The sequence below is a fragment of the Frigidibacter sp. MR17.24 genome, from assembly GCF_037095655.1.
In the GTDB taxonomy this organism is placed as follows: Bacteria; Pseudomonadota; Alphaproteobacteria; order Rhodobacterales; family Rhodobacteraceae; genus Frigidibacter.
Genome location: NZ_JBAWKE010000001.1, coordinates 518,327 through 531,999 on the forward strand (window position 1 = coordinate 518,327; position 13,673 = coordinate 531,999).

At 73.2% G+C, this 13,673-nt stretch carries 11 protein-coding genes; 5 read left to right on the top strand and 6 right to left on the bottom strand.

Annotated elements, in window-relative coordinates; genetic code table 11:
- Positions 1 to 3 precede the first annotated feature (3 nt).
- On the top strand, positions 4 to 603 hold the full coding sequence (gene purN / locus V8J39_RS02470; protein WP_336459283.1) for a phosphoribosylglycinamide formyltransferase: 600 nt from the start codon (positions 4 to 6) through the stop codon (positions 601 to 603).
- A gap of 292 nt (positions 604 to 895) precedes the next feature.
- Here purN and V8J39_RS02475 read toward each other — a convergent pair whose 3' ends face one another.
- Positions 896 to 1,300, bottom strand: a complete 405-nt coding sequence (locus V8J39_RS02475) for a winged helix-turn-helix transcriptional regulator (protein ID WP_336459284.1) — start codon at positions 1,298 to 1,300, stop codon at positions 896 to 898.
- Positions 1,301 to 1,446: 146 nt separating this feature from the next.
- Between V8J39_RS02475 and V8J39_RS02480 the strand changes: the two genes are divergently transcribed.
- Positions 1,447 to 2,565 carry an NADH:flavin oxidoreductase gene (locus V8J39_RS02480; RefSeq protein WP_336459285.1) on the top strand — a complete coding sequence of 373 codons (1,119 nt, stop codon included), beginning with the start codon at positions 1,447 to 1,449 and terminating at the stop codon, positions 2,563 to 2,565.
- 40 nt (positions 2,566 to 2,605) lie between these two features.
- On the opposite strand, the gene V8J39_RS02485 is transcribed toward V8J39_RS02480, so the two are convergent.
- Positions 2,606 to 4,168: an ArnT family glycosyltransferase gene (locus V8J39_RS02485; RefSeq protein ID WP_336459286.1), complete on the bottom strand. Its 1,563-nt coding sequence runs from the start codon at positions 4,166 to 4,168 to the stop codon at positions 2,606 to 2,608.
- 268 nt (positions 4,169 to 4,436) lie between these two features.
- On the opposite strand from V8J39_RS02485, the gene rnd reads away from it, so the two are divergent.
- Positions 4,437 to 5,597: a ribonuclease D gene (rnd, locus tag V8J39_RS02490; protein ID WP_336459287.1), complete on the top strand. Its 1,161-nt coding sequence runs from the start codon at positions 4,437 to 4,439 to the stop codon at positions 5,595 to 5,597.
- Between the two features lie 59 nt (positions 5,598 to 5,656).
- Here the strand turns inward: rnd and V8J39_RS02495 are convergent, their stop codons facing one another.
- On the bottom strand, positions 5,657 to 6,118 hold the full coding sequence (locus V8J39_RS02495) for a hypothetical protein (RefSeq protein WP_336459288.1): 462 nt from the start codon (positions 6,116 to 6,118) through the stop codon (positions 5,657 to 5,659).
- A 195-nt stretch (positions 6,119 to 6,313) separates the two neighbouring features.
- Here V8J39_RS02495 and V8J39_RS02500 point away from each other — a divergent pair, with 195 nt between their 5' ends.
- Positions 6,314 to 6,733 (top strand): SufE family protein, encoded by a 420-nt coding sequence (locus tag V8J39_RS02500; RefSeq protein WP_336459289.1) that lies wholly within the window; start codon positions 6,314 to 6,316, stop codon positions 6,731 to 6,733.
- 149 nt (positions 6,734 to 6,882) lie between these two features.
- Here the strand turns inward: V8J39_RS02500 and V8J39_RS02505 are convergent, their stop codons facing one another.
- Complete coding sequence (locus V8J39_RS02505) at positions 6,883 to 8,025, bottom strand: lysine-2,3-aminomutase-like protein (protein WP_336459290.1); 1,143 nt, start codon at positions 8,023 to 8,025, stop codon at positions 6,883 to 6,885.
- 10 nt (positions 8,026 to 8,035) lie between these two features.
- On the bottom strand, positions 8,036 to 10,501 hold the full coding sequence (locus V8J39_RS02510; RefSeq protein WP_336460174.1) for a penicillin acylase family protein: 2,466 nt from the start codon (positions 10,499 to 10,501) through the stop codon (positions 8,036 to 8,038).
- Positions 10,502 to 10,622: 121 nt separating this feature from the next.
- On the opposite strand from V8J39_RS02510, the gene V8J39_RS02515 reads away from it, so the two are divergent.
- Positions 10,623 to 11,495 carry an NAD(P)-dependent oxidoreductase gene (locus V8J39_RS02515; protein WP_336459291.1) on the top strand — a complete coding sequence of 291 codons (873 nt, stop codon included), beginning with the start codon at positions 10,623 to 10,625 and terminating at the stop codon, positions 11,493 to 11,495.
- 96 nt (positions 11,496 to 11,591) lie between these two features.
- Here the strand turns inward: V8J39_RS02515 and V8J39_RS02520 are convergent, their stop codons facing one another.
- Positions 11,592 to 13,538 (bottom strand): cation:proton antiporter, encoded by a 1,947-nt coding sequence (locus tag V8J39_RS02520; protein ID WP_336459292.1) that lies wholly within the window; start codon positions 13,536 to 13,538, stop codon positions 11,592 to 11,594.
- Between the last annotated feature and the right edge of the window lie 135 nt (positions 13,539 to 13,673).

The following is a 13,673-nucleotide window of genomic DNA, read 5'->3' on the forward strand; positions in this document are numbered from 1 at the left end:
GCCGTGGCGCCTGAGCCCAAGCGCGTCGCCCTGCTGATCTCGGGCGGCGGGTCGAACATGGTCAAGCTGGTCGAGAGCATGGTGGGCGACCACCCGGCGCGCCCGGTGCTGGTCGCGTCGAACGATCCCGGCGCCGCGGGCCTGGCGAAGGCCGCGGCGATGGGCGTCGCGACGGCGGCGGTCGACCACCGGCCCTTCGGCCGCGACCGGGCCGCCTTCGAGGCCGCACTGCTGGAGCCGATCCTCGCCGCCCGGCCCGACATCCTGTGCCTGGCCGGGTTCATGCGGATCCTGACGCCCGACTTCACCCGCCGGTTCGAGGGCCGGATGCTGAACATCCACCCCTCGCTGCTGCCGAAATACCCCGGCCTGCACACCCATGCCCGCGCGCTCGAGGCCGGCGACGCCGAGGCCGGCTGCACCGTGCACGAGGTGACCGCGGAACTCGACGCCGGGCCGATCCTCGGGCAGGCGCGGGTGCCGGTGCTGATGGGCGACACCGCCGAGCGGCTGGCCGCGCGCGTGCTGGTCGAGGAACACCGGCTGTACCCGGCCGTGCTGCGCCGCTTCGCCACGGGCGACCGCACCCCCGTCCTGCAATAGGCGGTCCTGCGCCAGGCTGACGCCCGGCCCCGCCCGCGGGCGCCGGGCCCAAGGTTCGTGCCCCTGTTCGTGTTCTTGCCCGTGCCCGTGTCCGGCAGGCGCCGGGCCGGCATCACCGCGCGGCGATCTTCGTGACGGGCTTTTGACCCGGCGCGCCCCCATCCCGTCGCCGGGGTGCGCGCGCGGAGAATGACGTCGCCGCGCGCCGGACCCCGTACGCCGGGGCCGTGCCCGCCGCGCAGGAGGCCCGTGGCCGGATCCGCGCACCGTGCGCGCGGCCATCGCTGTCGCGTCAGCCGCGCGCGTCGAATGCGGCGCGCGCCGCCTCGACGGCGGCCATCTTGTCCTTGGTCCAGACATAGAGCGCGCGGAACGGCGGCAGCAGCGTCTCGCCCAGCGGGCTCAGGCCGTATTCCACCGCCACCGGCGACGAGGCGATCACCCGCCGCTCGATCAGCCCGTTGCGCTCGAGCTTGCGCAGCGTCTGGGTCAGCGACTTCTGCGACACCCCCTCGAGCCGGCGCTTGACCTCGTTGAAGCGGCGCGGATGGCCGTCGAGCACGCTCAGGATCATCATCGACCACTTGTCGGCGATCTGGTCGAACAGCAGCCGGCACGGGCAATCGACCGAAAACCGCTCGGTCTCGCAGCGGCCCGAGAGGTCCTTGATCGTGGTCGGGGGGGCCATGTCTTTCATCGCCGGTCCTTCATCGCGGGCAGTTCTTCGACGGGGCGGTCACCCCGGGGTGACCTGGTGCGGTTGCGGTGCCTCATTGACACCAGGTCTCCAATTTATACCTGTAGGGCCCGAACGCAATCCTCCCCAACACCAAGAGGCCCTCCATGCCGGATACGTTCCACGACCTTTCCGCGACCGAAACCCTGTTCCGCCCCTTCGCCTTCAAGGGCCTGACGCTGAAGAACCGCATCGTCATGGCACCGATGACCCGCGGCATGGCCCCCGAGGGGCTGCCGGGCCAGGCCCAGGCCGACTATTACCGCCGCCGCGCCGAGGGCGACGTCGGGCTGATCCTGTCCGAGGGCACGGTGATCGACCGGCCCGCCAGCCGCAACATGGCGGGCATCCCGCTGTTCCACGGGGCGGCGCTGCCGGGCTGGAAGGGCGTGATCGACGCGGTCCATGCCGCCGGCGGCAAGATGGGCCCGCAGATCTGGCACACCGGCTCGACCCGCGCCGGCGCCTGGGAACCGGCCGAGGTCGAAAGCCCCTCGGGTCTCGTCGGTCCCGACGACCCGCGCGGCCGCGCGATGACCGACGAGGACATCGCCGACACGATCGCGGCCTTCGCCAAGGCCACGCTCGCCGCGAAGGAGCTGGGCTTCGACGTGGCCGAGCTGCACGGCGCGCACGGCTACCTGATCGACCAGTTCTTCTGGCCCGGCACCAACCTGCGCACCGACCGCTGGGGCGGCGCCACCATCGCCGAGCGCGCGCGCTTCGCCGCCGAGATCGTGCGCGCGGTGCGCGAGGCCATCGGCCCCGACTTCCCGCTGATCCTGCGGGTGAGCCAGTGGAAGCAGCAGGACTACGGCGCGCGCCTCGCCACGACGCCCGACGAGATGACCGAGTGGCTCGGCCCGCTGGTCTCGGCCGGGGTCGACATCATCCATGCCTCGCAGCGCCGCTTCTGGGTGCCCGAATTCCCCGAGATCGACGGCGAGGCGGGGCTGAACTTCGCGGGCTGGGCCAGGAAGCTGACCGGGGCGCCGACGATCTCGGTCGGGTCTGTCGGGCTCGACAGCGAGTTCCTGGGGTCGTTCAAGGGCGAGGGGTCGGGCGCGGGCCGGCTCGACAACCTGCTCGAGCGGATGGCGCGCGACGAGTTCGACCTGATCGCGGTCGGCCGTGCGCTGATCTCGGACGCGGACTGGGTCGCGAAGGTCAAGGCGGGCGTGCAGCCCGGCGGCTTCGACGCGGCGGACCTCAAGACGCTGGCCTGAGCCGGCCGCCCCTCCCGGTCTCATGACCGGATGCCCCCGCCTAGCCGCGGGCGGGGGCGGACCAGATCACGTAGTCGCCGCGCGCGGTCTCGGTCAGGTCGGGGCGCAGCGCGCGGATCTGGCCCATGTCGCGCGACAGGCATATGCCGCGCAGCACGGTGCCGGGGGGCGTCGCCTCGACATAGGCGGCGAGGTCGGCCGGGTCGCGGAAGATCCCGACCGGCTGGCCGGCGCTGGCGAAGAAGCCGATCGCGCCCACCACCATCAGCTCCTGCGCGCGCCCCGAGGTCTGGCAGGCGACAAGCCGGTCTTCGGGCGCGGCGCTGGCGGCCAGCGCGCGCAGCGCGGCCTCGGCCTCGACGCGCCGCGGGCTGGTCTCGCCGACCCGGGCCGAGACGATCCCGGGCGCGGCCAGCCCCGCCACGGCGGCCAGCGCCAGCGCGCGGCCGTCGCGCGCGGCCAGGCGGAAGATCGTCAGCGCCAGCGCCACCGCCACGAAGGGCGAAACGCTGAGCAGGTAGCGCGGATAGGTCGCGCCGCCGGCGAAGGTCATCGCGGCGAAGAAGGCCACGGTCCACAGCCAGACCATCCGCGCCCCGGTCGTGCGCATCCAGACCGGCAGCGCCAGCGTCGCCAGCAGCCCCGGCAGCCACAGCAGGGCCGAATCGCGCGCGACCCATTCCGGCCATTCGACACCATGCGCGGCCGTCTCGACCTCGGGCGCGAAGCGGCTGACCATCTCGTCCATGACCAGCAGCCGGAACGCCTCGATCCCGTGCAGGGCCACCTGCATCAGCGGCCAGACCAGCGCCGCCGGCACGAGGCAGATCAGCGCCAGGCTGAAGGCGCGCCGCGCGCCGGGCCGCAGCAGCGCGACATCCGCCGCCCCCCGCAGCCGCCGCGCCCGCCGCCCCGCCGCCAGCGCGAGCAGCCCGCACACCACCAGCATCGCCGCCACCGGCGCCTTCTGCAGCGCACCGAACCCCACGCAGGCCACCACCAGCCACATCCGCCGCGGCCGGTCGAGCGCGGCCAGGAACGCCACCGCCGTCGCCGCCAGCCAGAACCCGGTGCCGGTGTCCAGCATCGCCTCGGTCGAATAGCGCCACAGGCTGCGCGATCCCGCGAGCAGCAGCACCGCGCAGCCCGCCACCAGCCGCGGGTCCCGCGCGGGCACGAGGTCGCGCGCCATCCGCGCCGCCAGCAGCCCGGTCATCGCCAGCATCCCCAGACCACCGGCCAGCGCGACCAGCCGCAGCGCCAGCTCGCGGTCCATCCCCGTGGACAGCAGCGCCGCCCCCAGCCAGTACTGCAGCGGCGGCTTGCGGAAGCTCGGCTCGTGGTTGGTGTGGATCGTCGTCCAGTCGCCGGTGCGCAGCAGGCTGACCGTGCGGTCGAGCGTGAGGTATTCGTCGCGGCTGTTGAACGTGCCCGCGCCCAGGTGCGGCAGCACCCGCACCGCGAAGATCGCCACCAGAAGCAGGGCGATCAGGCCCAGCGCCCACCACACCCGACGCCCGGCGCGCGGCGGCGCGGCCGAGGCGGTTTCCGTGGCCATGCCGGGCCGGGCGGCACCGGATCGGGGAGGGGCGGTCTGGGGCACGGGGGCGGCTCCTCGGCGGGCGGGCACGCCGCGGCTTGGGCACCCGGCGGCGGCTCTCCGGGCGCTGATTACCGGCTTGGCCGCGAGGGTGCAACCGGACCCCCGGCGGCCCGGACCGGGCCCGGGGTGTCGGAAAAGCGACGATTCGGGCGGCAAAGCGTGCCCGCGTGCCGCCGCGCGGCGTGTTTTGCTTCCCATCGGTTGTCACGCCACCTATGAGAAATCAATTCCCCGCGGGATGAGCCCGCACCTGTCAGCGAAAGCCCGGATGCACACGATCACCACGACCGAGGACCTTGCCCGGTTCTGCGAAGCGGCCAAGGCCGAAGACTACGTCACCGTCGACACCGAGTTCCTGCGCGAGCGGACCTATTGGTCGAAGCTGTGCCTGATCCAGCTCGCGCTGCCCGGCAAGTCGGGCGAGGCGGTGCTCGTCGACCCGATCGCGGGGGGCGACAGGCTGTCGCTGGAACCGCTCTACGACCTCTTCCGCCACGAGGGCACCGTCAAGGTGTTCCACGCCGCGCGCCAGGATCTCGAGATCTTCTGGGTCGAGGGCAAGGTCTTCCCGACGCCGCTGTTCGACACCCAGGTCGCGGCGATGGTCTGCGGCTTCGGCGAACAGGTCGGCTACGAGACGCTGGTGCGCAAGATCGCGCGCGAAAGCCTCGACAAGACCTCGCGCTTCACCGACTGGTCGCGCCGGCCGCTGACCGATGCGCAGAAGACCTATGCCATCGCCGACGTGACGCACCTGCGGGTGATCTACGATCACCTCTCGAAAGAGATCCGCCGCTCGGGCCGCACCAGCTGGGTCGAGGAGGAGCTGGGCGTCCTGCTGAACCCCGCCACCTACGAGACCGACCCCGAGACGGCCTGGGAGAAGGTCAAGACCCGCACCACCTCGGGCCGGTTCCTGGCGGTGGTGCGCGAGCTTGCGAAATTCCGCGAAGCCTATGCGCAGGGCAAGAACATCCCCCGCAGCCGGGTCTACAAGGACGACGCGCTGCTGGAACTGGCCTCGACCAAGCCCGCGACGATCGAGGATCTGGGCCGCTCGCGGCTTCTGTTGCGCGAGGCGCGCCGGGGCGAGATCGCGGACGGGATCATCGCGGCGGTGAAGGCGGGGCAGGACTGCCCTTCGGCCGATCTGCCGAAGGTGCCCGAAAGCCGCGACCAGCTGCAGGTGAACGGCGCGCTCGCCGATCTGCTGCGGGTGCTGCTGAAGGCCAAGGCCGAGGAGACCGGCGTCGCGCCGAAGCTGATCGCGACGGCGGCCGAGCTGGACGCGATCGCGGCAGGCGAACGCGAGGGGCCGGCGATGGCGGGCTGGCGGGCCGAGGTCTTCGGCAACGACGCGCTGCGGCTCTGCCGGGGCGAGGTGGCGCTGTCGGCGATCGGCGGCGCGGTGCGCGTGCTCGCGATCTGACGGCACGGGCGGCGGGCCCGCGCGGGCGGGTCCGGCGCGGCGCTCAGTCGTTCACGTGCTCAGCGGTTGGCGCTGCGCTGGTTGGTCTCGCCCAGCACCACGATCCGGCGCACGCCGGCCAGGGCCTTGGCATTGAGGAAGGCGGCCGCCGTCAGCTCGCGCGATTGCGGGGTCGAGACCGCGGTGCGGCCCTGCGGCGGCGCGACGACGAACCGGTAGGTCGCGACCGAAGGCTCGCCCCCCGGCACCGGCACCAGCGCCGCGTTCCAGTAGCCTTGCGTCGCGGCCAGCCCCGTCGCGGTGACCAGCGCCCCCGACGGGCCGCTCCTGACGATCTCCAGCGCGGTGACCTCGTGCACCAGCGCCCGGCCGTCGGCCGCGGCCACCGGCGCCGCCTCGGCCGCGGCGACGGGCTCGCTGCGGCTGCCGCCGAACCAGGTCATCGGGTTGAGCCGCGTGCCGCAGCCGGCGACGAGCGCGGTGGCGGCAAGCGCGAGGGTCAGGGTCCTGAAGGCGGTCATCGGCATCTCCTGCGGCGCATCGCAGCCTTCGGTAGCCGATCCGCAAGGGCTTGAAAAGGGAAGGCTGGCGCCGGCCGCGCCGCCCGGGGGGCTGGACCCCGCGCCCGCGCGGGTCTAGGCCGGTGGCGCAGACGCGCGCAAGACGCCCGGACCACCCGCAGACGACCGCCAGAAGACCCGCTGAAGGAGCACCCGATGGCCAGCCCCGCCTTCGAAGAGATCGCCGAGACCTTCGACTTCCTCGACGACTGGGAGGACCGCTATCGCCACGTGATCGAGCTTGGCCGCGCGATGCCGCCGCTGGACGAGGCGCTGAGGGTGCCGGCCACCAAGGTCGAGGGCTGCGCGAGCCAGGTCTGGCTGGTGCCGCGGCTCGACGGCGAGGGCCCCGGGGCGCGCTTCGACTTCGACGGCGAGAGCGACGCGATGATCGTGCGCGGCCTGATCGCGCTGCTGCACGCGCTCTATGCCGGGCTGACCGCCGCCGAGGTGCTCAAGGTCGACGCCGGCGCCGAACTCGCGCGGCTCGGCCTGGATCGCCACCTTTCGGCCCAGCGCTCGAACGGTGTCCGCGCTATGGTCGAGCGCATCCGGCTGATCGCCGCCGCCGCCTGACGCCGCGAGGGGGCTCCGCCCCCGCCGCGTGCCGCGGCCCCCCGGGATATTTCAGCAAAGTCGAATACCTGGACGGATACTTCGACTTTGTCCAAGTATCCCGGGGGGCGGGCCGCAGGCCCCGGGGGGCAGCGCCCCCCGTCCGGGCCTCAGCCGCGCTCCGGGTCGGCATAGGCATGGACCCGGCCGGCGGTATCGGTCACGCGCCAGTGCCCGGGGCCGTCGGGGGCGACATGGTCGGCGGTCAGCGGCACCTTGCCGAAGCCGCCGGGGATGTCGAGCACGTAGGCCGGCAACATGTGGCCCGGGATCCGGCCGCGCAGCGCCGCCACCAGCGCGCGGCCCTCGGCGATCGTGGTGCGGAAATGCTCGGCGCCGCGGGCGAGGTCGCAGTGGTGCAGGTAGTAGGGCATCACCCGCAGCCGCGACAGCGCCCGGAACAGCGCGTCGAGCGTCGCCGCGTCGTCGTTGATCCCGCGCAGCAGCACCGATTGCGACAGCATCGGGATCCCGGCATCGACGAGGCGGGCGATCGCGGCCCGGGCCGCAGCGGTCAGTTCCTGCGCGTGGTTGGTGTGCAGCACGATCCGCGGCGCGGGGTGGCGGTTCAGCGCCGCGATCATCGCGGCGTCGATCCGCTCGGGCGCGACGACGGGGATGCGGGTGTGCAGCCGCAGCCCGTCGACATGGCCGATCGCGGCCACGCGCGCGGCGACATCGGCGATGCGCCGCGCCGACAGCACCATCGGGTCGCCGCCGGTCAGGATCACCTCGCGAATCGCGGGGGTCCGCGCGACATAGGCGAGTGCCGCGGCAAGATCGTCCTCGGGCAGGTGTCCGGTCGCGCCCACCGTCTCGCGCCGGAAGCAGAACCGGCAGTAGACCGCGCAGGTCTGGGTCAGGTGCAGGATCACCCGGTCGGGGTAGCGGTGCGTCAGCCCCGCCACCGGCGCATGGGTGCGGTCGCCGATCGGGTCGTGCAGCGCGGCGGGGCCGATCTCCAGCTCGTCGCGGGTCGGGATCACCTGGCGCCCGATCGGGTCGTCGGGCGCAGTCATCGCCTGTTGCAGCGCCGGTGGCACGCGGATGCGGAAGGCCGCCGCGATCTCGGCGAGGTCCGCGGTGTCGCCGGGCGCGGCGAGGCCGGCGGCGACGAGGTCCTCGGGCCGGGTCCAGGCCGGGGGCAGCGGCGACGGAGCGAGCGGGGCCGGAGCGGACGCCGATGCGGGCGGCACCGGGGCAAGCGGGGCCAGAGCGGGCGGCGCCGGAACGGGCAGACGGGTGTCGGTCATGGCCTAACCGTCATGGCGTCTCGGGCTCCAGCCGGGTGATGCCGGTCGCCGCCGCGCGCGCGAGCGCGGGGTCGAGCGACATCGGCAGGTACTCGCCCTGGCGCCACAGCTCGGCCAGGTCGTCGTAATGGCGCGACAGCGGGTGGCCGGACTGCCCGGTCGAGATCACGAAGACCGAGCTGTCGGGATCGGCGAAGTTGTAGATCCCGCGATAGCCCGCGCCGTGCACGTTCAGGAACGGGTCGGCGCCGGTGCCGCGGGTCAGGCCGCGGTTCAGCGTGAAGTCGCCGCCCGAGGTCGACTGGCGGATGTTGACGAACCATTTCAGCACCGGCACCTGGCCCAGCACCGGGTGGTCCTGCGCCGCCTGGTGCGCATCGCCCCAGCGCCAGCTCTCGACATTCGGGCCGTAGCGGTCCGCCAGCCCGACCAGCGCATCGTCCAGCGCCATGCGGGCGATGTCGGTGCAGGTCTCGACCGGCGCGCTCTGCAGCACGTCGCACCAGCGCCCGGCGCCCTCGACGTTGCGGAACACCCGCTCGATGAACAGCGGCTCGACATGGGTGAAGCTGTCGGCGAGCGGCCCCAGCTCGTCGCGGATCAGCCGGTCCTGCAGCGCCCGCATCCAGGCGGCGTAGATCAGCGGTTCGGGCTGGTGCTCGCTCATCTCGCCGTTCCAGTCCGCCAGCAGCTCGAGCGCGCGCTGGCGCCGGGCCTCGGGCGTGCCCGCGGGCGCGGCCTCGCCGGTGTACCACAGGTTCGCGCCGACCAGCGGCAGCAGCGAGCGCGCGGCGGGCGAGGTGGTGTCGAGCTGCGCCGCGATGAAGCTCTCGCGCGAATGCACTTCGCGCTCCTGCATCAGCCGCTGCCAGCGCTGGATGCGCTGGGTGTCGCCCCAGTCGAACGAGACATGGTTCGGGAACGGCCGGTCGACGGTCTTGTTGTTGGTGTTGCCAAGGATGCCGCCCTCGGGGTTCACCACCCGCGGGTTCTGCGCATAGGGCAGCGTGCCCTGCCAGCGGTTCTCGGCCTTCCAGCCCATGGCGGGCATCATGCCCTTGGTGTCGTGGCCGGGATCGCGCGCCGGCAGCCGGCCGATCGTCACCATCGCGATGCCGTTCTCGTCGGCCAGCGTCAGGTTCTGCGCCGGCGCGACGAACAGCTCGCCCGCCGCGATGCCCTCGTCGACCGTATGCGCCTTCATCAGCCCGATCGCCGCCGTCATCGAGGTGTCGCCCTCGGCCAGCAGCGTCCAGCTCAGCGCCGCGACATGGCCCGCCGGCGTGACCGAGCCGAGGTCGTAGTGGCTGCCCGGCAGCACCGGGCCGTTGTCGGTCCAGCGCAGCGTCAGCGTCACCGGCGGCTGGTCCTTGACCTGCACGATCGAGCGGCGGCTGTCGAAGGCCTTCCAGCCGTCGGGGGTGCGGTACTCGGTCGGCTCGGCCGGGTTCAGCTCCTCGATCATCACGTCCTGATCGTCGGCATAGGCGGTGGTCAGCCCCCAGCCCAGCCCGGCGTTGCGCCCCAGGATCACCGCGGGCACCCCGGGGATCGTCGCGCCGATCACGCCGCCCGACTGCAGTTCCAGCCGCGCGAGATACCAGGTCGAGGGCGCGGTGAAGCCCAGGTGCGGGTCGTTGGCCAGCAGCGAGCCGCCCGCCGCCGACCGCCCCGGCGCCGCGGCCCAGGCGTTCGAGGCGCCGGCCATGTCGCGCGGCGCGACGGGCGACATCTCGGCGGCATCGGCGCGGCGCAGCGCCGCGGTCGAAGCCGGCACCCCGGGCACGGCCTCGGCATAGCGCGGCAGGTCGATCACCCCGGTGCCGGGCGCCGCCGGCATCAGGTCGCGCGGCCAGTCCTTGTCCAGCAGCGACAGCCGGGCGCGCAGCACCTCGGACTGGGCGGCCGAGCTGAGCTGCACCCCCATCAGCTTCAGGATCGCCAGGCTGTCGGCGGGCTGCCAATAGGCGATCTCGGGCGGGAAGACGAAGAATTCCGGCGCGCCGCGGCCGCGGGCCTGCTCGTTCACCTCGCCGATCCAGGCGTTGACGCCCCGGGCATAGGCCTCGAGCGCGGCCCGGGTCTCGTCATCCTGCCCCGCGACCGCGCGGGTGGCCAGGCCATAGAGGTCGAGCCGGCGCATCAGCTCGTCGGTGCGCAGCGTGCGCGCACCGAAGATCTCGGACAGGCGCCCCTGCGCGGTGCGGCGCAGCAGCGTCATCTGCCACAGCCGGTCCTGCGCATGCACATAGCCCAGCGCGAAATAGGTGTCGGCATCGGTCTTGCCGAAGATGTGGGGCACGTCGCCGGTGTCGCGCACGATCTCGACCGGGGCCGAGATGCCGGGCACGCGGGCGGTCTCGTCATACGCGGGCAGCGAGCCCGCGGCGAAGTAGTAGACCAGAAGCGTGCCGAGCACGGTGAGCACGATGAGCCCGCTCACGATCCTCAGAAGCCAGCGGAAGACGGTCAGCATCGGCGGGATCGCTAGGTTGACGGCGGGAGCTTGGCGGAGTGACATGCGCCGGACATCAAGACCGGGCATGGGGCGGCTGATTAAGGGCAAATGCCCCGGTTCGCAATGGAAAGGATCGACGATGGCAAAGCTGGCATTCCTCGGGCTGGGGGTGATGGGCTTCCCGATGGCGGGGCACCTGCAGGGCGCGGGTCACGAGGTCACGGTCTACAACCGCAGCCCCGCCAAGGCCGAGGCCTGGGTCGCCCGGCACGGCGGCGCCAGCGCGCCGACCCCGGCCGAGGCCGCGCGGGGTGCCGATTTCGTGATGGCCTGCGTCGGCAATGACGACGACCTGCGCGCGGTCTGCACCGGCGAGACCGGCGCCTTCGCCGGCATGGCGGCGGGGGCGATCTTCGTCGACCACACCACGGTCTCGGCCGCGGTGACGCGCGAACTCGCGGCGGCGGCGGCCGGGCGCGGGTTCGGCTTCGTCGACGCGCCGGTCTCGGGCGGGCAGGCGGGGGCCGAGAACGGGCAGCTTTCGGTGATGTGCGGCGGCGATCCCGCGCAGTATGCCGCGGCCGAGCCGGTGATCGCGGCCTATGCCAAGATCTGCCGGCTGATGGGGCCGAGCGGGCAGGGCCAGACCACCAAGATGTGCAACCAGATCGCAATCGCGGGCCTGGTGCAGGGCCTGTCGGAATCGCTGCACTTCGCCGAGAAGGCCGGGCTCGACATCGCCGCCGTGGTCGAGGTGATCAGCCAGGGCGCGGCCGGCAGCTGGCAGATGGTCGCGCGCCACAAGACCATGGCCGAGGGGCATTTCGACCACGGCTTCGCCGTCGACTGGATGCGCAAGGACCTTGGCATCTGCCTGGCCACCGCCGACGAGACCGGCGCCTCGCTGCCGGTGACGGCGCTGGTCGACCAGTTCTACAAGGATGTCCAGAAGATGGGCGGCGGCCGCTGGGACACCTCGGCGCTGTTCGCGCGGCTGCGCGCCGCGGGCTGACCCTCCTCGTTCTCGACTTTGCCGAAATATCCCGGGGGTGAGCCCGCCAGGGCGAGGGGGCAGCGCCCCCTTCCTCCCGCCCTCGGCCTGCCGCCCTCAGCCTGCCGGCCTGAGGGTGCCCGGCAGCGCCGCGTCGGCGGTCTCGGCGGTCGCATCCGCGGCTCGGTCCTCGCGCGCCCGCGCCGCGGTGCGCTGCGCGTCGCGCGCCAGCGCCGCCGCCTCGGTTCCGGCCTCGCCCTCCTCGGCGCCGGGCGGGACCAGCGCCACGATCCGGTCGCCGGGCCCGGCCTCCAGCGCGTCGGGCGCCGCCACCATCTCGAACCGCCCGCGCCCGTCGATCACCGCGACCGGCAGCGCGTGCGGCCGCTCGGCGTGCCAGTCGCCAAGGCCGTAGCCCTCGGTCAGCCGGGTCAGGCGGAACCGCGCGCCCTCGGCCAGCATCGCCTCCAGTTCCTGCAACGTGCGCCCGTCGGCAAAGCCCCGGCCCGACAACTGCGCGGGCCGCGCGTGGCGGGCCGAGCCGTCGCGCTCGCCCGCGACCTGCCAGACCTTCTCGCGGCCAAGCTCGGGCCCGAGGCCGGCGGCGATCAGGCTGTTGTAGGCATCGTTGCCGGTCGCGGCGACGATCGCGTCGAAGTTCAGAAGCTCGACCCGGTCCTCGGCCGCCTCCGACAGGATGTCGCCGTAGAAGGCGGGCAGCCCGGCCCGGCGCGCCGCCGCCAGCCGCCCGAGGTCGGGATCGGCGATCAGCACCGGCAGCTCGGCCCGGCACAGCACCTCGGCCAGCCCGCGCCCGAACGGCCCCGCGCCCAGCACGATCACCCCCGGCACCTCGGCCCCCGTCAGCCTCAGCCGCCGCGCCAGCGGCCCGACCGAGAAGCCGTGCAGCACCACCGTCGCCACCACCAGCACGAAGGCCAGCGGCGGCAGCACCGCGCCGTCCTCGATCCCCGCCGCGACCAGCTGCTGCCCGAACAGCCCCGCCACCGCCACGATCACCACCCCGCGCGGCGCCGTCAGCGCCAGCAGCCAGCGCTCGGGCATCGGCACCGGGCTGCCGGCCAGCGCGATCATCACCGTCAGCGGCCGCGCCAGCGCCACCACCAGCGCGATGAACAGCCCGTCGCGCCAGTCGAGCATCCCCAGCGCGCCCACGTCCAGCCCCGCCGCCAGCAGGATGAACACCCCCGACACCAGCATCAGCGTCGCCTGTTCCTTGAAGCGGCGGATCTCGTCGTGGCTGGGCAGGTCGGCATTGGCGATCAGGAAGCCCATCAGCGTCACCGTCAGAAGCCCGCTCTCGTGCAGCACCTCGTCGGCCAGCGCGAAGGTCGCAAGCAGCGCCGCGAACAGCACCGGCACCTTCATGTATTCCGGCACCCAGCCGTTGCGGAACGCCTTCACCAGCCCCCAGCCCGCGCCAAGCCCCACGACCGAGGCGATGGCGACACCGGTCACCACCGCGGCCATCGCCTCGCCCAGCGTCTCGCCGGTGGCGAAGGCCGAGACGATCTCGAAGGCGAAGACCGCGCAAAGCGCGCCGATCGGGTCGTTCACGATCGCCTCCCACTGCAGCAGGTTGGCGGGGCGGCGCGCGATGCGGGCCTGGCGCAGCAGCGGCGCGATCACGGTCGGGCCGGTGACGATCATCAGCCCGCCGAACACGGCCGAGCTTTCCCAGCCGAGCCCGGCGCCGAAATGCAGCGCCAGCGTCGACAGCGCCCAGCCCAGCGGCGCCCCGATCATCACCAGCCGCCGCACCCCGGCCTTCGCGTCGCCCAGCCGGCGCAGGTCCAGCGTCAGCCCGCCCTCGAACAGGATCACCGCCACGGCAAGCGAGATCATCGGCTGCGTCAGCGCGCCGATGTCGCGCGCGGGATCGAACAGGCCCAGCACCGGCCCCGCGAGGATCCCCGCGACCAGCATCACCACGATCCCCGGCAGCCGGAACCGCCAGGCCAGCCATTGCGAGCCGATCCCCAGTGCCCCCACCAGCGCGAAGGCAAGGATCGGCCCGAGGCCCTGGTCGTGAAGCTCTTCCATCCTGCCGCTGCCCCGCATTGCGCATTTCGTCGCCCGCCAACGCCGATCGGCGCAGGCGGTTGCACCGCGGCGGAAAAATCGCATCGGGGGTGCGGCGACGGCCGCCCGCGGCCCGCGCGCCCGCGGCTTGGACCT

Excerpts from the sequence above, each read along its gene's own strand:
- rnd (WP_336459287.1), top strand. The coding sequence starts at position 4,437 with ATGCACACGATCACCACGACCGAGGACCTTGCCCGGTTCTGCGAAGCG.
- V8J39_RS02480 (WP_336459285.1), top strand. The coding sequence starts at position 1,447 with ATGCCGGATACGTTCCACGACCTTTCCGCGACCGAAACCCTGTTCCGC.
- V8J39_RS02510 (WP_336460174.1), bottom strand. The coding sequence starts at position 10,501 with ATGCTGACCGTCTTCCGCTGGCTTCTGAGGATCGTGAGCGGGCTCATC.
- V8J39_RS02500 (WP_336459289.1), top strand. The coding sequence starts at position 6,314 with ATGGCCAGCCCCGCCTTCGAAGAGATCGCCGAGACCTTCGACTTCCTC.
- V8J39_RS02520 (WP_336459292.1), bottom strand. The coding sequence starts at position 13,538 with ATGGAAGAGCTTCACGACCAGGGCCTCGGGCCGATCCTTGCCTTCGCG.
- V8J39_RS02515 (WP_336459291.1), top strand. The coding sequence starts at position 10,623 with ATGGCAAAGCTGGCATTCCTCGGGCTGGGGGTGATGGGCTTCCCGATG.
- V8J39_RS02495 (WP_336459288.1), bottom strand. The coding sequence starts at position 6,118 with ATGACCGCCTTCAGGACCCTGACCCTCGCGCTTGCCGCCACCGCGCTC.
- V8J39_RS02475 (WP_336459284.1), bottom strand. The coding sequence starts at position 1,300 with ATGAAAGACATGGCCCCCCCGACCACGATCAAGGACCTCTCGGGCCGC.
- V8J39_RS02505 (WP_336459290.1), bottom strand. The coding sequence starts at position 8,025 with ATGACCGACACCCGTCTGCCCGTTCCGGCGCCGCCCGCTCTGGCCCCG.